Annotated in this window: 16 protein-coding genes; 12 read left to right on the top strand and 4 right to left on the bottom strand. The window is 73.8% G+C overall.

All coding sequences use genetic code 11. The features are described from left to right. Window positions 1-42: 42 nt before the first annotated feature. Both AB0F04_RS35875 and AB0F04_RS35870 read left to right on the top strand, forming a co-directional pair. A complete protein-coding gene (locus AB0F04_RS35875; protein ID WP_362049976.1) occupies window positions 43-669 on the top strand; it encodes a dihydrofolate reductase family protein in 627 nt (208 codons plus the stop codon). A 127-nt stretch (window positions 670-796) separates the two neighbouring features. Beyond that, on the top strand, window positions 797-1192 hold the full coding sequence (locus AB0F04_RS35870; protein ID WP_362049973.1) for a ribonuclease domain-containing protein: 396 nt from the start codon (window positions 797-799) through the stop codon (window positions 1190-1192). Between the two features lie 40 nt (window positions 1193-1232). Here AB0F04_RS35870 and AB0F04_RS35865 read toward each other — a convergent pair whose 3' ends face one another. Beyond that, window positions 1233-1433, bottom strand: coding sequence for a hypothetical protein (locus tag AB0F04_RS35865; RefSeq protein WP_362049970.1), 201 nt, complete (start codon window positions 1431-1433; stop codon window positions 1233-1235). 234 nt (window positions 1434-1667) lie between these two features. Between AB0F04_RS35865 and AB0F04_RS35860 the strand changes: the two genes are divergently transcribed. Continuing rightward, window positions 1668-2885: a histidine kinase gene (locus AB0F04_RS35860; RefSeq protein ID WP_362050110.1), complete on the top strand. Its 1218-nt coding sequence runs from the start codon at window positions 1668-1670 to the stop codon at window positions 2883-2885. Window positions 2886-2931: 46 nt separating this feature from the next. Beyond that, a complete protein-coding gene (locus AB0F04_RS35855) occupies window positions 2932-3609 on the top strand; it encodes a response regulator transcription factor (RefSeq protein ID WP_362049967.1) in 678 nt (225 codons plus the stop codon). 430 nt (window positions 3610-4039) lie between these two features. On the opposite strand, the gene AB0F04_RS35850 is transcribed toward AB0F04_RS35855, so the two are convergent. Further along, window positions 4040-5062 carry a Gfo/Idh/MocA family oxidoreductase gene (locus AB0F04_RS35850; protein WP_362049964.1) on the bottom strand — a complete coding sequence of 341 codons (1023 nt, stop codon included), beginning with the start codon at window positions 5060-5062 and terminating at the stop codon, window positions 4040-4042. A gap of 128 nt (window positions 5063-5190) precedes the next feature. Here AB0F04_RS35850 and AB0F04_RS35845 point away from each other — a divergent pair, with 128 nt between their 5' ends. From AB0F04_RS35845 to AB0F04_RS35820, 6 genes are all read left to right on the top strand, one after another. After that, entirely contained in the window at window positions 5191-5928 is a 738-nt protein-coding gene (locus AB0F04_RS35845) for a GntR family transcriptional regulator (RefSeq protein ID WP_362050107.1), read from the top strand. A 108-nt stretch (window positions 5929-6036) separates the two neighbouring features. Further along, on the top strand, window positions 6037-7185 hold the full coding sequence (locus AB0F04_RS35840; protein ID WP_362049961.1) for an ROK family glucokinase: 1149 nt from the start codon (window positions 6037-6039) through the stop codon (window positions 7183-7185). Further along, window positions 7182-7763 (top strand): sugar kinase, encoded by a 582-nt coding sequence (locus AB0F04_RS35835; protein ID WP_362049959.1) that lies wholly within the window; start codon window positions 7182-7184, stop codon window positions 7761-7763. Before AB0F04_RS35840 ends, AB0F04_RS35835 begins: the two co-directional genes overlap by 4 nt. An 86-nt stretch (window positions 7764-7849) precedes the next feature. Beyond that, on the top strand, window positions 7850-10720 hold the full coding sequence (locus tag AB0F04_RS35830; RefSeq protein WP_362049957.1) for a DEAD/DEAH box helicase: 2871 nt from the start codon (window positions 7850-7852) through the stop codon (window positions 10718-10720). 52 nt (window positions 10721-10772) lie between these two features. Beyond that, window positions 10773-13319, top strand: coding sequence for an SWIM zinc finger family protein (locus AB0F04_RS35825; RefSeq protein ID WP_362049954.1), 2547 nt, complete (start codon window positions 10773-10775; stop codon window positions 13317-13319). A gap of 83 nt (window positions 13320-13402) precedes the next feature. Next, window positions 13403-13603, top strand: coding sequence for a hypothetical protein (locus tag AB0F04_RS35820; RefSeq protein ID WP_362049951.1), 201 nt, complete (start codon window positions 13403-13405; stop codon window positions 13601-13603). Window positions 13604-13893: 290 nt separating this feature from the next. Here the strand turns inward: AB0F04_RS35820 and AB0F04_RS35815 are convergent, their stop codons facing one another. Next, window positions 13894-14127 carry a WhiB family transcriptional regulator gene (locus AB0F04_RS35815; protein ID WP_362049948.1) on the bottom strand — a complete coding sequence of 78 codons (234 nt, stop codon included), beginning with the start codon at window positions 14125-14127 and terminating at the stop codon, window positions 13894-13896. Between AB0F04_RS35815 and AB0F04_RS35810 the strand changes: the two genes are divergently transcribed. Both AB0F04_RS35810 and AB0F04_RS35805 read left to right on the top strand, forming a co-directional pair. After that, complete coding sequence (locus AB0F04_RS35810) at window positions 14126-14773, top strand: iron chelate uptake ABC transporter family permease subunit (RefSeq protein ID WP_362049945.1); 648 nt, start codon at window positions 14126-14128, stop codon at window positions 14771-14773. The genes AB0F04_RS35815 and AB0F04_RS35810 overlap by 2 nt on opposite strands. After that, a complete protein-coding gene (locus tag AB0F04_RS35805) occupies window positions 14758-15117 on the top strand; it encodes an iron chelate uptake ABC transporter family permease subunit (protein ID WP_362049942.1) in 360 nt (119 codons plus the stop codon). The genes AB0F04_RS35810 and AB0F04_RS35805 overlap by 16 nt, the downstream gene beginning before the upstream one ends. A 6-nt stretch (window positions 15118-15123) precedes the next feature. Here AB0F04_RS35805 and AB0F04_RS35800 read toward each other — a convergent pair whose 3' ends face one another. After that, the gene (locus AB0F04_RS35800; RefSeq protein ID WP_362049939.1) at window positions 15124-16527 is read right to left on the bottom strand and encodes an MATE family efflux transporter; all 1404 of its coding nucleotides are present in this window, start codon (window positions 16525-16527) and stop codon (window positions 15124-15126) included.

The raw sequence follows: 16527 nt of genomic DNA, 5'->3' as shown, positions 1-16527 counted from the left end.
ATGACAGCAGATCCCGTCCGCTCCGGAAGGAAGGCACCCGCCATGGGCAAGCTCGTCTCCACCCTCTTCGTCACCCTCGACGGTGTCTACCAGGCCCCCGGCGGTCCCCAGGAGGACACCCGCGGCGGCTTCACCCACGGCGGCTGGAGCTTCCCGTACGCCGACGAGGACTTCGGCCGGTTCATCGGCGAGGTCTTCACCCGTCCGGGCGCCTTCCTGCTGGGCCGCCGGACGTACGACATCTTCGCGACCTACTGGCCCAGGGTGACCGACCCCGCAGACCCGGTCGCCTCCCGGCTGAACGCGCTGCCGAAGTACGTGCCCTCCTCGACCCTGACGGACCCCGGCTGGACCGGTACCACGGTGCTGACCGGCGACCTCGCCGAGGAGGTCGCCGCCGTGAAGGAGCGCACCGAAGGCGAGGTCCAGGTGCACGGCAGCGGCGCCCTCGTCCGGTCCCTGCTGGCGCTCGATCTCGTCGACACCCTGCACCTGCTGACCTTCCCCGTCGTCCTCGGCGCCGGGTTCCGGCTGTTCACGGAGGGCGCCGTACCGACCGCGTTCGAACACGCCGGCGGGAGCGTCACCGGTGCGGGCGTCTCGGTCCAGACGTACGACCTGAAGGGCCGCCCCGAGTACGGCGAGTTCGGACTGCCGGAGGGGGCGTGAGGGTGCCCGAGGCGGGTTGAGGGCCCCGGCGCGAAGGTGAACTCCTCCCGAACGCACGGGGCTTCACAGGAAATTCTCCGAGCTTGTCATTGACATGCCAGCGTCTACGCGCGTCATCATGAGCGCCATGACTGTCCCCCCACGCGCCTCGCGGCTCGGCGCAGCAGCCGCCCTCCTGTCCGCCCTCCTCGTCGGCGGAACCGTCTCCGCGACCACGGCCGACGCGGCCCCCACCGCCGTCGGCGACATCTGCTACAGCGACCTGCCGTCCCAGGCCCACGACACGCTCGACCTGATCGAGCAGGGCGGCCCCTACCCGTTCGACCAGGACGGCACCGTCTTCCAGAACCGGGAAGGCGTACTGCCGAGCAAGTCGTCCGGCTACTACCACGAGTACACGGTCATCACCCCGGGCTCCTCCACCCGCGGCGCGCGACGCATCGTCACCGGTGAGCGGAACCAGGAGGACTACTACACGGCCGACCACTACGAGTCGTTCGACCTGGTCGATCGCGGCTGCTGAGTCCTGACGGAAAACCGCGGGCCGGACGTCCGTCGGCACGTCAGACGGACGTCCGGCTCCCGGCCGCCGCGAACAGGGCGACCCCCAGCACGAGCAGCGTGACGCTCGCGTAGACCTCGTAGCCGTCGAGGAACCCGAGGCGCTGCACCAGGCCCCAGTTCCAGTCGGTGAACTCGTGCACCAGGCCCGCCACGCCCTGGACGAGGGCGAGGAAGCCGAGAACCTCCAGTACCTGCTTCATGCCACCAGCCTCGTCCCGCGGACCCCCACGGGCATCGGCCGCGGGACGGGACCCCTGGGACGGAAGTCCCCGCTCCGGTGCCACGACGGCACCGAAAGTCTGCGATGCGGCGACTTTCGTCGACGATCCCGCGCCAGGGCGGGTGCGCCGGGCCCGCGCTGCATAGATTGGGCGCTCGTGAGTGATGACGACGTGAGGCGCGCCTCCCCGCTGCCGGCGGGGCAGACGCCCGCGCTGTTCACCGGGCGCAGATGGTTCTTCCCGTCGGCCCTCCTGCACGACCTCGACCCCGACGCCGCACGGGCCGGGCGGCGCCCCCGGCGCACCGCCCGCGACTGGGTCGTCGACTTCACCTGCTTCCTGCTGGCCGTCCTGGTGGGCGCGCTGGCCCGCGACGCCCTCGCCGACAACCCCCGTGTGCCGCACGGCCTGGCCGTGGTCGACCAGGTGATCGGTGCGCTGGCCTGCGCGGCCCTCTGGCTCCGCCGCCGCTGGCCGCTGGGGCTGGCCGTGGCGATGACCCCCCTCGGCTTCCTCTCGGAAACCTCGGGCGGCGCGGGTCTCATCGCCCTGTTCTCCCTGGCCGTGCACCGGCCCTTCCGGTACGTGGGGTGGGTGGGCGGCGTCAACGTGGCGCTGGTGCCGCTCTACTACTGGGTGCGCCCCGACGTGGACCTCCCCTACCTGGTGAGCGTTCCCTTCGCCGTGGTGCTCACCGTGGCGGCCGTCGGCTGGGGCATGTTCGTCCGGGCCAAGCGGCAGCTGATGGTGAGCCTGAGGGACCGAGCCCGGCGTGCCGAGACCGAGGCGCGGCTGCGGGCCGAGCAGGCGCAGCGGCTCGCCCGCGAGGCCATCGCACGGGAGATGCACGATGTGCTCGCCCACCGGCTGACGCTGCTCAGCGTGCACGCGGGCGCCCTGGAGTTCCGGCCCGACGCGCCCCCGGCACAGACCGCGCGGGCCGCGGGCGTGATCCGGGAGAGCGCGCACGACGCGCTCCAGGACCTGCGGGAGATCATCGGGGTGCTGCGGGCCGCCGAGCCGGACGACACCGGCCGGCCGCAGCCGACGCTCGGCGCGCTGGACACCCTGGTCGCGGAGTCCCGCGAGGCCGGCATGAAGGTCTCCCTGGACCACCGCGTCGAGGACCCGGCCGGCGTCCCGTCCTCCGTCGGCCGCACCGCCTACCGGATCGTCCAGGAGGGACTGACGAACGCGCGCAAGCACGCCCCCGGCACGGAGGTGGGGGTGACCGTCACCGGCGCACCCGGCACGGGTCTCACCGTCCGTGTGCACAACCCGCCGCCGGAGGGTGAAGTGCCGCCCGTACCCGGTTCCGGGCAGGGCCTGATCGGCCTCACGGAACGGGCGACCCTGGCCGGAGGCCGGCTGGAGCACGGGCACACGGCGCAGGGCGGGTTCGAGGTGCGGGCGTGGCTGCCGTGGGGGTGACGTCTTCGGCCCCGCCGCCCGGGCCCGCCGTGATTACGTGGGGCTCATGACTGCGATCAGACTGCTCCTCGTCGACGACGATCCGCTGGTGCGGGCCGGTTTGTCCTTCATGATGGGCGGCGCGGACGACATCGAGATCGTCGGCGAGGCCGCCGACGGCGCCGAGGCGGAGGTTCTCGTCGACCGCACCCGTCCGGACGTCGTGCTCATGGACATCCGAATGCCGGTGGTGGACGGCCTCACGGCGACGGAGCGGCTGCGCGCCCGCAAGGACGCCCCGCAGGTGGTGGTGCTCACCACCTTCCACGCCGACGAGCAGGTGCTGCGCGCGCTGCGTGCCGGTGCCGCCGGGTTCGTCCTCAAGGACACCCCGCCGGCCGAGATCCTGGCGGCCGTTCGCCGGGTCGCCGCCGGCGACCCGGTCCTGTCGCCCACGGTCACCCGCCAACTGATGCGGCACGCCGTGGGCACCGCCGCCGACACGCGCCGCACCCGCGCGCGGGACCGTCTGACCGTCCTCAACGACCGTGAGCGCGAGGTTGCCGTCGCGGTCGGCCGGGGCCTGGCCAACGCCGAGATCGCCGCCGGCCTGTTCATGAGCGTCGCCACGGTGAAGACACACGTCTCGCGCATCCTGGCCAAGCTGGACCTCAACAACCGGGTGCAGATCGCGCTGCTCGCCTATGACGCCGGGCTCCTGGAGGAGGAACAGGAAGAGCACTGACCGAACGGGCCCGGAGTCACGCCGAGCGGCGGGAGACGCCAGGGGGTGTCGGCCCGCCCCGCGGGGAGGCGCCGTGCGGGGATCGCTGTCGGCCCGTCGGCAGACGAATCCCTGGGTGCCGCCACGGGACCCCGGCCGCCCGTCGGAAAGCCGGCACCGGGGGAGGCCCGCTCTTCGTCGAGCGAGGGGCGGGGTGATCCGGGCGGTCTGAGCCGCTCCGCCGGGGTTGTCGTCCGCCCTTCGTCAGCTGAATCCCGGGGTGGTCCCGCTGGGGGTTTCGGCCGACTTGTTGTCGTTCGGCAGTCCGAGTGCTGGGGGTTTCGGCCGACTCGTTGCCGGGCGGCTGTCCGGGTGGCCCCACCCTGTGGTCTCTGCCCTCTCGCCGTCAGGCCCGTGCACGAGTGGCGCCACGGGGGTGCGGAACCCGCCGTCAGGCGAGACCGGGGGAGGTGCCGCCGGGGATCTCCGCCAGGTGTACCGGTCTGCGCTCGCGTCGCGACAGTTCGCACGCCTCGGCGACCCGCAGTGCCTGCAGCGCCTCGCGCCCGTCGCAGGGGTTGGCCCGCTCGCCCCGGACGACCTCGACGAACGCGTTCAGCTCCGCCTCGTAGGCGGGGCCGAACCGCTCCAGAAAGCCCGACCAGGGCTTGTCCGCGGCCGGTGGCCCGGTCGGCTCGGTGGACGCGATCGGCGTACGGTCGTCCAGGCCGACCACGATCTGGTCCCGCTCCCCGGCGAGCTCCATGCGCACGTCGTAACCGGCCCCGTTCATCCGGGTCGCGGTGAGCGTGGCGAGCGTGCCGTCGTCCAGGGTCAGGAGAGCCGCCGCGGTGCCTACGTCGCCCGCCTCGCGGAACATCCGGGGCCCGGCGTCGGAACCGGCCGCGTAGACGTCCGTGACCTCCCGGCCGGTCACCCAGCGCAGCACGTCGAAGTCGTGGATCAGCGTGTCCCGGTACAGCCCGCCGGACAGCGGCAGCCACGCGGCGTCCGGCGGTGCCTGGTCGCTGGTCAGGGCCCGCACGGTGTGCAGCCGCCCCAGCCTGCCGGCCCGCACGGCCTCGCGCGCCCCTGTGTAACCCGCGTCGAAACGGCGCTGGAAGCCCATCTGCAGGACCGTCCCGGCCGCCTCGACCTCGGCGATCGCGGCCAGGGACCCCGGCAGATCCAGCGCGATGGGCTTCTCGCAGAACACCGGCAGACCCGAGCGTGCTGCCCGACCGATCAGTTCGGCGTGGGCCGACGTGGCCGTCGTGATCACCACGGCGTCCACGCCCCAGCGGAAGATCTCCTCCACCCCGGGCGCCGCCGTCTCGCCCAGCCGGTGCGCCAGTTCCTGGGCCCTGGCCGGGTCCGCGTCCGTGAGGATCAGGGAGCCGACGTCGCGATGCCGGCTGAGCGTGTTCGCGTGGATGGTGCCGATCCGGCCCGTACCGATGACGCCGATGCGCATGAAAACAAAGTGCGTGCACAACCGGCCGCTGTCAATCTGCATGTCCGGACAATCTGACTACACGACTTCCCGTCAACAACGCGCGGAGCTACGCTCGCCCCGTGCCGAAACCAGAAGTGGACCCGACCGTGCAGCTAGAGCTGAGCGTGGACCGCAGCTCCCCCGTGCCGTTGTACTTCCAGCTGTCCCAGCAGCTGGAGGCCGCCATCGAGCACGGCACGCTGACTCCCGGCAGCCTGCTGGGCAACGAGATCGAGCTCGCCGCCCGGCTCGGCCTGTCCCGGCCGACCGTCCGCCAGGCGATCCAGTCGCTCGTCGACAAGGGCCTCCTCGTACGCCGCCGCGGCGTGGGCACCCAGGTCGTGCACAGCCAGGTCAAGCGCCCGCTGGAGCTCAGCAGCCTGTACGACGACCTGGAGGCGGCGGGCCAGCGCCCGGCCACCCGGGTGCTCGTCAACGACCTGGTCCCCGCCTCCGCCGAGGTCGCCGCGGCACTCGGCGTCGCCGAGGACAGCGACGTCCACCGCGTCGAGCGCCTCAGGCTCGCCCACGGCGAGCCCATGGCCCACCTCTGCAACTTCCTGCCTCCCGGCCTCATCGACCTCGACACCGGCCAGCTGGAGACCACCGGGCTCTACCGGATGATGCGATCGGCGGGCATCACCCTGCACAGCGCCCGCCAGTCGATCGGTGCCCGGGCGGCGACGACGGAGGAGGCGGACCGGCTGGCGGAGGAGGCGGGCGCGCCACTGCTGACCATGCAACGCGTCACGTTCGACGACACGGGCCGCGCCGTCGAGTACGGCACACACACCTACCGCCCGACGCGCTATTCCTTCGAATTCCAGTTGCTCGTGCGTACTTAAGGGGCGCGGGGAACTGCGCGACGAGCCCCCACCGGCCCGCACGCGGCGCCGATCCGCACCACCCCTCTGATCCGCACCCTGCCTCCCCGTGAGGCAGAATCGGCGGCGATGAGCACCTACCGCGACCTCACCGCCCCCATCGGCTCCCGCCGTGCCACGGCGCTCCGCACCGCCGGCACCCGGGAGCGCCGCTCGCACCTGACGGCCCCCCGCGTGCCCACGGTCGGCATCGACATCGGCGGTACGAAGGTGATGGCGGGTGTCGTCGACGCCGACGGCAACATCCTGGAGATGCTCCGCACGGAGACCCCGGACAAGTCCAAGAGCCCCCAGGTCGTCGAGGACACCATCGCCGAGCTGGTTCTGGACCTCTCCGACCGGCACGACGTGCACGCCGTCGGCATCGGTGCGGCCGGCTGGGTGGACGCCGACCGCAACCGCGTGCTGTTCGCCCCCCACCTGTCCTGGCGCAACGAGCCCCTCCGCGACCGCCTCTCGGGCCGGCTCTCCGTCCCCGTGCTGGTCGACAACGACGCCAACACCGCCGCCTGGGCCGAGTGGCGCTTCGGCGCCGGCCGCGGCGAGGACCACCTCGTCATGATCACCCTCGGCACCGGCATCGGCGGCGCGATCCTCGAGGACGGCCAGGTCAAGCGCGGCAAGTACGGCGTCGCCGGCGAGTTCGGCCACATGCAGGTCGTCCCGGGCGGCCACCGCTGCCCGTGCGGCAACCGCGGCTGCTGGGAGCAGTACAGCTCCGGGAACGCCCTGGTCCGCGAGGCCCGCGAGCTGGCGGCGGCCGACTCGCCGGTGGCCTACGGGATCATCGAGCACGTCAAGGGCAGCATCGGCGACATCACCGGCCCGATGATCACCGAGCTGGCCCGCGAGGGCGACGCCATGTGCATCGAGCTCCTCCAGGACATCGGCCAGTGGCTCGGCGTCGGCATCGCCAACCTCGCCGCCGCCCTCGACCCCTCCTGCTTCGTCATCGGCGGCGGGGTCTCGGCCGCCGACGACCTGCTGATCGGCCCGGCCCGGGACGCCTTCAAGCGGCACCTCACCGGCCGCGGCTACCGCCCCGAGGCCCGCATCGTCCGGGCCCAGCTCGGCCCCGAGGCCGGCATGGTCGGCGCCGCCGACCTCGCCCGGCTGGTCGCCCGCCGCTTCCGCCGCGCCAAGCGCCGCCGCGTGGAGCGCTACGAGCGCCTCGAGCGGTACACGCAGTCGCTCCGCAGTACCCAGGAGACGCCGTGACCGCCTCCCTGCCCCACCAGGGCCCCTGGCCCGACGACCCGGACCGTCCGGTCGAGGACCGCCGCCACATGATCCGCCGCAGGTCCCTCACCCTGCTGATCATCGTGCTCCTCATCGGCATCCCGGCCGGCTACCTCGTGATCTCCGCGAACCAGAGCCGCGACAGCGGCAAGGACAAGGAGGCGAAGTACTCGGCGACCGGCCTGACCGCGGGCTGGCCCTCCAAGCTCCAGCGCCGCATCTACCAGGTGCCCGTCCCGCACCCCGCCTGGCACGTGGCGTACTACGAGACCAACAACTGGAAGACCAGCCGCCTCTACACCCAGTTCGAGACCAACGCGGCCGGCCTGGACGCCTACCTGACCGGCCTGGGCGTGACCCGCGAGGACCTCAAGCAGGGCGACGTCACCATCGGTGCCCGCGACCGGAAGATCACCGGCTGGAAGTTCGCCACGACCGACTCCTGGTACGGCTTCGTCCACCGGCAGAAGAACCCGGCGCCCACCCACGACGTGGTCGTGGACCTGTCCAACCCGGCGTACCCCTGGGTGTACGTCGTCTCCCGGACCGTGCCCTGACCCGGCCGCCGGGGCCGATTGTCGGACCCCGCCCGTAGAGTCGGAGACGAATGATCCGACACGCGGGGCGGGAGGTGGCAGGACGTATGGGAGACACGGCTCCGATGGCCGCGCGGGACGGGGTGGCGACGGTCCCGGTCCGGCTCCCGGCCGTCTTCCTGCCCGCGCCTCTTCCGCGCGAGGGGCGCATCGCCTTCTGGGACCCCGAGGGAGAACCGCTGCCCCTCCGGGATTCCGCCGACGCCGAGGACACCGGCCATGCCGTGGAGAGCGAGCTCACGGTCGTCCGACGGCACGGCGCGACCGGCGTCCGGCGGCGCCCCACCCCCGCGCTGACCCTCCCGCTCGACGCCGCCCTGCCGCTCCTCGTGCGCGCCCGGCACGACCCCGCGGCCCACCCGGCCACGGCCTGCTGGGGCGCCGCCGCCCTGCACGCCCTGCGGCTGACCGCCCGCGGCCGGCTGCTGCCCGGCCTGACCGCCACGGGCCACGACGCCTGGCGCGCCGGACCCCTCGACCCGGACGACATCGCACACCTGCGCGCGGTGGCCGCCGCCCTGCCCTACGAGGGGCACGCCGTGCCCCTGGACGGCCCCGGCCCGATCCGCCTCCCCGAACCGGAGGCGCTGGTGCGGGCGTTCCTCGACGCCGTCGCCGACACCCTGCCCCGCACGCCGGCCGCACCCCACACCTCCGGCCGGCCCTTCGCGGCCCGCGAGGCCCAGCATCTGCCCACCGCCCACGACTGGGCCGCCGAAGTCGCCGCGGGCATGGACGCCGGCGTGCGGATCTCTCTCCGCCTGGACCTGTCGGCCTACGACCTGTTCGACGACGCCTCCGACGGCGGTGCCCGCAGCGCCGGCGCCGCGATCGTCCAGGTGCACAGCCTGGCCGACCCCACCCTCGTGGCCGACGCGGCGGCCCTGTGGGCGGGTGCGGCCGACGACGCCTTCGGCCCCCGCGCGCGCGTGGACGCGGCTCTCGCCGTCCGCCGCGCGGCCCGCGTCTGGCCCCCGCTGGACCGGCTCGCCGACCAGGACGTGCCCGACGTGCTGGCCCTGACCGAGGACGAGGTCACCGACCTGCTGGGCATCGCGGCGACCCGGCTCGCCGCGGCGGGGGTCGCGGTGCACTGGCCGCGGGACCTCGCACAGGACCTGTCCGCGGCGGCGGTGGTCCGTCCCGCCCCCGGCTCGGCGACCGACGGCACCGGCTTCTTCGAGAGCGAGGAGCTCCTCCAGTTCCGCTGGCAGCTCGCCCTCGGCGGCGACCCGCTCACCGACACCGAGATGGACGCCCTCGCCGAGGCCCACCGCCCTGTCGTCCGGCTGCGCGACCAATGGGTGCTGGTCGACCCGGCGCTGGTGCGCAAGGCCCGCAAACGCGACCTGGGCCTGCTCGACCCGGTCGACGCGCTGTCCGTCGCCCTCACCGGCACGGCCGACGTGGACGGCGAGACGGTCCAGGCCGTCCCGGTCGGCGCCCTGGCCGCCCTGCGGGACCGCCTGACCGCGGGCATCCGCCCGGCCGCACCGCCCCCGGAGCTGCGAGCCACCCTCCGGGACTACCAGCTGCGGGGCCTGGCCTGGCTCGACCTGATGACCACGCTCGGCCTCGGCGGCTGTCTCGCCGACGACATGGGGCTCGGCAAGACCGTCACCCTCATCGCCCTGCACCTGAAGCGGGCCCGCCGCGAACCGACCCTGGTCGTCTGCCCGGCCTCCCTGCTGGGCAACTGGCAGCGGGAGATCACCCGCTTCGCCCCCGGCGTGCCCGTCCGCCGCTTCCACGGCCCGGACCGCAGTCTCGACGGCCTGGAGGGCGGCTTCGTCCTCACCACGTACGGCACCATGCGCTCGGCGGCCCCGGCCCTGGCCGAGCAAGCCTGGGGGATGGTCGTGGCCGACGAGGCACAGCACGTCAAGAACCCCTACTCCGCCACCGCCAAAGCGCTGCGCACCATCCCGGCCCCCGCGCGCGTGGCCCTGACCGGCACGCCCGTGGAGAACAACCTCTCGGAGCTGTGGGCCCTGCTCGACTGGACCACCCCGGGCCTGCTCGGCCCGCTGAAGTCCTTCCGCGCCCGGCACGCGCGCGCCGTGGAGAACGGCGAGGACGAGGAGGCGGTGGAGCGCCTGGCCCGCCTGGTGCGGCCGTTCCTGCTGCGCCGCAAGAAGTCCGACCCGGGCATCGTGCCCGAGCTGCCGCCCAAGACGGAGACCGACCACCCGGTGCCGCTCACCCGCGAACAGGCCGCGCTGTACGAGGCGGTGGTCCGCGAGTCGATGCTCGCCATCGAGACGGCCGAGGGCATGCCCCGCCGGGGCCTGGTACTGAAGCTCCTCACGTCGCTGAAGCAGATCTGCGACCACCCCGCGCTGTTCCTCAAGGAGGAGCACACCGCGACCGCCGGCGACCGGCTCGCCGCCCGCTCCGGGAAGCTCGCCCTGCTGGACGAACTGCTGGACACACTGCTCGCCGAGGACGGGTCCGCCCTCGTCTTCACCCAGTACGTCGGCATGGCCCGCCTGATCACCTCCCACCTGGCCACCCGCGCCGTCCCGGTCGACCTCCTCCACGGCGGTACGCCGGTCCCCGAGCGGGAGCGCATGGTGGACCGCTTCCAGGCCGGTTCGACGCCGGTCCTGGTGCTGTCGCTCAAAGCGGCCGGCACCGGCCTGAACCTCACCCGGGCGGGCCACGTCGTGCACTTCGACCGCTGGTGGAACCCCGCGGTCGAGGAGCAGGCGACCGACCGCGCCTACCGCATCGGCCAGACCCAGCCGGTGCAGGTCCACCGCCTCATCACCGAAGGCACCGTCGAGGACCGCATCGCCGAGATGCTCCAGTCCAAGCGGGCCCTGGCCGACGCGATCCTGGGCTCCGGCGAGTCCTCCCTCACGGAACTGACGGACCGGGAGCTGTCCGACCTGGTGTCCCTGCGGAGGTCGTCATGACACCCCGCCCGGGCTGCCAACCGCCCACCCCGTCGTCCCCGCGGAGTACGTCATGAACGCCCGCCCGTCCGACGAAGCCCGCCGTGCCCTGCGCGAGGCCCGCGAGCGAGCGGCCCAGGACCCCGCTCCCGCCCCGGCCGCCCGCCCGGAGCCCCCGTTCCCGGCCGGGGGAGCGGCAGACCGCGGGGCGCCCAGGCCCGCGGATGTGGCACGCGACGCCCTGCGAAGGGCGGTGTCCGAGCAGCGGGGGAGCGGACGGGCGGATGCCGATGCCGCCGAGCCCGCTGCCTCCGAGGATGCCGAGGCGTCCGGGAACGCCGACGGGTTCGGGGTGGCCGCCGGTGGGCGGGCGGACGGTGGCGTGCCTGGTGGGGGCGCTGCTTCCGGGGGCGTCCTCGGTGGAGAGGCGGACGACAGCGCGTCCGCGGGTGCCGGTGGTTCCGGGGCGGCCGCCGGTGAGCGGACCGGTGGCGCTGCGCCCGAGGGCACCCTCGTCACCGACCCGGCCACCGGCGGGCAGGAGGGGAGCGCTGCCCCTGACGCGGACCGTGATGGTCGGCCGGAGGCCGCCGGCGCCCCCAGTGCCGGCCGTGCGCCTGAGAGCCTCCCGGCGGCCGTGACGCCGGAACCGCAGGCATCCGGCGACCCGCGGACGAGCTCCCCGGAGGCCACGCCGCTCCGTGCGGCCCCTGCACCGTCCTCCGGTCCGGCAGCGGCCGGACACAGGGGCGCAGACGTTGCGCGCGAGGCGCTGCGCGCGGTACGGGACGACGCGCGGCGGGCCCGGGAGGAGACGGAGCGGGAAGGCGCCCGCCGCAGGCGCCGGGCCCGGCAGAAAGCCGTGGACGACCGAGCGGCGGCTGCGCGACGGGCGGGCGCGGACGCCCCCGGCCGGGGTGCGCGCGACGTGGGGCAGCTGCTGTCCGGCGCCTTCCTGATGCCGGACCTGCGGGACACGCCCTCCGACGACGACCATGAGCCGACGGCCGGACGGGCCGACCGGACCGGCCGCACGGCCGACCTGCTGCACGGCGACGACCGAGCCGCGGGGAGGCCGCAGAGCGGGCACGCCCCGACCGCGCCGACCCGCGAGACGCCCGACAGCGCCCCAAGCCCCAGACCCCGGACCGAGCCCTCTCCGCCCGAGTCCGGTGACTCGGCATCCCGTGATGCGAGCGGGCAACCGCCCATGGACGACCGGGTATCCCGCGACTCGGACTCGGCCCCGCACTCCGGCGACCCCTCTCCCGCGAGCTCCGCACCACTCGCCCCCGAGCCGCCCCCGGCCCCGCCCACTCCCGCCGCGGCCCGCACGCCCCGGCCCTCCCGAACCCCCGGCTCCATGGCGGCTCCGGCGCGTGACCACGAGCTCCGTCGCACCTTCCCGCCCCTCCCGCCCCGGGACGGCGACCGCTTCGCCGAGAGCTGGTGGGGAAACGCCTGGGTCGAGGCGCTGGAGCAGGGCGCGCTGGACGTGAAGCGGCTGGAGCGCGGGCGGGGTTACGCGGGACAGGGGCATGTCGACGCCATCACGGTGACGCCCGGACTGGTGCTGGCCTACGTCCAGGGCAGCCGCCCCCGCCCGTACCGCGTCCAGGTACACCTGCGCACGCTCGACGACACCGACTGGGACCGTTTCCTGGACGCCGCCGCCGACCGCCCCGGGCACATCGCGGCGCTGCTCGACAAGGAGATGCCCCAGTCGCTCGCGGAGTGCGGTGTGCCGCTGCTGCCCGGCCCCGGCGACCTGGAGCCCCGGTGCAGCTGCCCCGACCGGGGTCACCCCTGCAAGCACGCGGCCGCCCTCTGCTACCAGACCGCCCGGCTGCTCGACGCCGACCCCTTCGTCCTGCTCCTGCTGCGCGGCCGGGGCGAGCGGGAGCTGCTCGACGCGCTGTCCCGGCTGAGTGCCACCCGCGCCGCGCGCGCCGCGCAGGACAGGGGCCCGACGCCCCTGCCCGGCGTGCGCGCCGCCGAGGTCCTCGCCCCGCGCGCCCTCCCGCCCCTCCCCGCCCCGCTGCCTCCCCTCGCGCATCCCGAGCAGCCCCCGGCCTACCCGGCGGCCCCCGGCGGCCCGGACCCCTTCGCGCTGGACCAGCTGGCCACGGACGCCGCCGCCCGCGCCCACGCCCTGCTCGGCACCGGCCGGGACCCGGTCGGGCAGCTGACCTTCTGGCAGGACGCGGTCCGTCTGGCCGCCGCCCGCCCCGGAGCGGGACTCACCGCCGCCACGCGGTCGCTGTACTCCTCCCTCGCCTCGGCGGCGGGCCGCACCCCGCCCGAACTGGCCCGGGCGGTCGCCGCATGGCGCCAGGGAGGGTTGGAGGGCCTCGCCGTACTGGAGGAGCCGTGGGACCCGCCGGCCGGGCGATTCGACCGGGCCAGGCCCCTGCTGCTCGCCGCGGACCTGCCCGCATTCCGGCCCTGGCGCAACCGCCTCACCCACCCCCAGGGCCACACCCAGCTCCGTCTCGGCCGCGACGGCCTCTGGTACGCCTACGAGTCCGAACCGGGCCGCGACGACTGGTGGCCGAGAGGCACCCCCGACCTTGACCCGGTCGGCGCCCTCACCGGCCTCGGTCTGCCCGGCGACATGTGAGGGCCCCGGCCGACGCCTGGCCACAGCGAGGAGTCCGCCGACGCCAGCGTCCGTGCTGCACGCGGTGAGCATGGACTGGGCCATTGCTCCTGTCTGCCATCGGACACCCGGCGGGTGACCGGTGGCAGGACCATGCTGGCCACCTCGGCATCGCCCTGCACCTCGACCAGTGGGCGGAGGCCGAAAACCGGCGCACCGACCCGGACGCGCGCCACAAGGCGGGCTACACCCAGGCCCTGCGGGACACGACCGCGTTCCCACGGCAGACCTACTGCCTTCCCTGAGCCGTGCGACGCGTTCCGCCCGCCGCGCCGGGCCTGGTGACTTCGCTCATCCCGACCGAGGTGATCGAGCCGCATCACCCTCCACGGCGAACCAAGCAGCGGAACCGCCCCGAGCCTGATGCAGCGGCTGCCGGGCCCGCCCGGAGTGAGCGAGTCGGGGCGTCGACGAAGATGGATCACGTCCTTCGGGTCCTGCCCGGTCGTTGGCTGCCGGCGATGCGGTGCGGGCGGAACCGGCCGGCCCGGAACTGCGGCGGCTGTCCTACGAGATCATGTCGCTGAGCGTCGGCTCAGGTCTCGCGGCAGAGCCGCAAGGCCCGGCGCTCACCCGCCGTCATCGCGCCCCACACGCCCTCGTACTCACCGGTGCGCAGAGCCCAGCTACCGCAGGCAGTCACGACAGGGCACCGGTTACAGACAGCGCGGGCCTGTTCGATCTGCCGCAGTGACAGGCCGTCCTCGCCGATCGGGAAGAAGAGCTCGGGGTCTTCGAAGCGGCACGCTGCCAAGTCCCGCCAGTTCATGCGCGGCCTCCCTGCCCGGACGACGACACAGGAATCCGAGAAGAAAGCGATGGGGAGAGAGAAGACATCAGCACAACCTCCGCATGCCACGGCAGGTACCGCTTTCGGGCAGCCCATCAAAGCGGTGCTGCACGCACCGCATCGTCCCGGCAGAGATAAGCAGAAATATAATCCGACTTACCTGTTTGGTACAGGTTTGCTCGTCTGGGTAATCGGCGAGCTGTCCGCACAGGCGCGACGTCGGTTCTGCTGGTGGCCAGTGCTGCCGCGGGCATCGTGCTGGGTCGGGGCGGGGCCGGCGATGGTCGGCACGGTCCTGCAGACCATGCTGCGCAATCCGTTCGCCGACCCGTTCGTGCTGGGCACCAGCTACGTCGCCGGCGTCGGTGCGGTGACCCTCAGCCTCGGCGCCTCGACGCCTCGACACTGGCCGGCGTCTACACCCTGTCCGCGGGCGCGTTCGCCGGAGGCAGTGGCCGCGACCGCCATGGTCTTCGCAGTCGCTCGGGCCCACCGGGGCACCGGGGCGGCCCGGCTGCTGCCGGCCGGGGTCGCGGTGTCCTTCGGGCAGGCCGTCACCTACGTGCTGGTCATGTCGGTGACGACGGCGGCGGGCAGGCCGCGCGGGCGGTGCTGTTCCGGCTGATGGGCGACCTGGGCGGGGCCCGCTGGGCCAACCTGACGGTCGTGGCCGTGACCACCGCCCTCGCGCCGCCACTGTCCCTGATGCGGGCCCGCGCGCTGGACGCGTTGCTGCTCGGCGAGAAGACCGCAGCCAGCCTCGGCCTGCGCCCGTCCCGGCCGCGCACAGAATTGTTCGTTTCCACCTCCCTGCTGATCGGGGCGCTGGTGGCGGTCAGCGGTGCCATCGGCTTCGCCGGCCTGAAGATGCCGCTGTTCACCCTCCTGCTGGCTGCTGCGCACCTCCGAGAACGCCCGGGTCCTGCCGATCGCCACCCTGCTGGGCGGTCTTTCCGCTGTGGGCGATAGTGAGCTTCAGGTGACGGCCGGCTGTTCGGCCGCCCGCAGGGACAGGGCCTTGTGGTAGCGGCGCAGCAGGAGCAGGGCCGTGGCGGCGAGGCCGGTGAGCAGGCCGAGCCAGACGCCTTCGGTCTCCAGGCCGGCGAGGCGGCCGAAGAGCCAGGCGGCGGGCAGGCCGATCAGCCAGTAGCCGACCAGGGTGATGCGGAAGCCGCTCTTGGTGTCGTCCAGGCCGCGCAGCAGGCCGACGCCGATGTTCTGGGCGCAGTCGAAGAACTGCAGTACGGCTGCGATGAGCAGCAGGTTGGTGGCGATGTCGGTCGCGCTGTGCCCGTCGGCGGACGACGGGTCGAGGAAGGGGCGCAGCACCAGGCCGGGGACGGTGAGGTAGACGACGCCGACCACGGCCATCACGGCCGCCGCGCACGCCAGCGCCGTGTTCTTGATGCGTCGGGCCGCGTCGATCCGGTTCAGGGCGAGTTCGCGGCTGACGTTGAGGGACGCGGCGTGGGACAGGCCGACCGCGATCTGGAAGACGATGTAGATCAGCTGGTTGACGGCGGTGTGTGCGGCCAGCGCGGCGCTGCCGAAGGTGCCGATCAGCAGGGCGACGACGGAGAAGAAGCCCGCTTCGGAGCCGTAGGTGGCGGCGATGGGCACGCCCAGGCCGGTCAGGCGGCGCAGGGTGGCGGGGCGGGCCTTCCAGATCCGGATGTCCAGCAGCGGGGCGAGCCGGGGGTCGCGGCGGGCGGAGGCATACAGGGCGAAGCAGGTCAGCAGGTAGACCACCGAGGTGGAGATGCCGATGCCGGGCAGGCCCCACTCGGGGAACACCCAAGTGCCATGAATGAGCACCCAGTTGAGGGCCGCGTTGACGGCGACGGAGGCGATGGTGATCTGGAGCAGGGCCTGGGGGCGGCGCATGCCGACGGTGAACTGGCGGATCGCCTGGAACCACAGGCAGGGGATCAGGCCGGGGGCGAGGGCGAGCAGCACCGGCCAGGCGGTGTCCACGACCTCGGGGTCCTGGCCGAGGTATGTCACGGCCCGGCCGATGAGCAGGATGACGAGGGCGCCGACGATGCCGGCCAGGGTGGCCAGCGCCAGTGCGGCGCGGACCACGTCCCGGACCTCCTCCTGGGCAGCCTCGGTGAGCTCTTCATCCTCGTCGGCGCGGGCGGAGGCGGCGGACACCTGGTTGCCGACGGCGGTGACCAGGCCGACGCCCATGGTGCGCAGCTGGTTGAAGATGACCATCGCCAGGCCGCCACCGGCCAGCGCCTCGGCGCCCATCAGGCCCATCATCACCGTGTCGGTGGTGGTGAGGGCGACCTGGGCGAGCTGGGTCAGGGCGAGCGGTACGGCCAGGGTCGCCAGGGCGCGGCTGTCCCGGAGCAGGGTGGTGAGCGGTGTCGGCAT

The sequence above is a fragment of the Streptomyces sp. NPDC029041 genome (assembly GCF_040637515.1).
Classification (GTDB): domain Bacteria; phylum Actinomycetota; class Actinomycetes; order Streptomycetales; family Streptomycetaceae; genus Streptomyces.
Note: the sequence above shows the minus strand (reverse complement) of the source record. Positions and strands in the feature narration are given on the sequence as shown.

Coding starts and splice junctions, on each gene's coding strand:
- AB0F04_RS35875 (WP_362049976.1), top strand. CDS start 43: ATGGGCAAGCTCGTCTCCACCCTCTTCGTCACCCTCGACGGTGTCTAC.
- AB0F04_RS35870 (WP_362049973.1), top strand. CDS start 797: ATGACTGTCCCCCCACGCGCCTCGCGGCTCGGCGCAGCAGCCGCCCTC.
- AB0F04_RS35865 (WP_362049970.1), bottom strand. CDS start 1,433: ATGAAGCAGGTACTGGAGGTTCTCGGCTTCCTCGCCCTCGTCCAGGGC.
- AB0F04_RS35855 (WP_362049967.1), top strand. CDS start 2,932: ATGACTGCGATCAGACTGCTCCTCGTCGACGACGATCCGCTGGTGCGG.
- AB0F04_RS35850 (WP_362049964.1), bottom strand. CDS start 5,062: ATGCGCATCGGCGTCATCGGTACGGGCCGGATCGGCACCATCCACGCG.
- AB0F04_RS35840 (WP_362049961.1), top strand. CDS start 6,037: ATGAGCACCTACCGCGACCTCACCGCCCCCATCGGCTCCCGCCGTGCC.
- AB0F04_RS35830 (WP_362049957.1), top strand. CDS start 7,850: ATGGGAGACACGGCTCCGATGGCCGCGCGGGACGGGGTGGCGACGGTC.
- AB0F04_RS35825 (WP_362049954.1), top strand. CDS start 10,773: ATGAACGCCCGCCCGTCCGACGAAGCCCGCCGTGCCCTGCGCGAGGCC.
- AB0F04_RS35810 (WP_362049945.1), top strand. CDS start 14,126: ATGCGCGGCCTCCCTGCCCGGACGACGACACAGGAATCCGAGAAGAAA.
- AB0F04_RS35815 (WP_362049948.1), bottom strand. CDS start 14,127: ATGAACTGGCGGGACTTGGCAGCGTGCCGCTTCGAAGACCCCGAGCTC.
- AB0F04_RS35800 (WP_362049939.1), bottom strand. CDS start 16,527: ATGCCGACACCGCTCACCACCCTGCTCCGGGACAGCCGCGCCCTGGCG.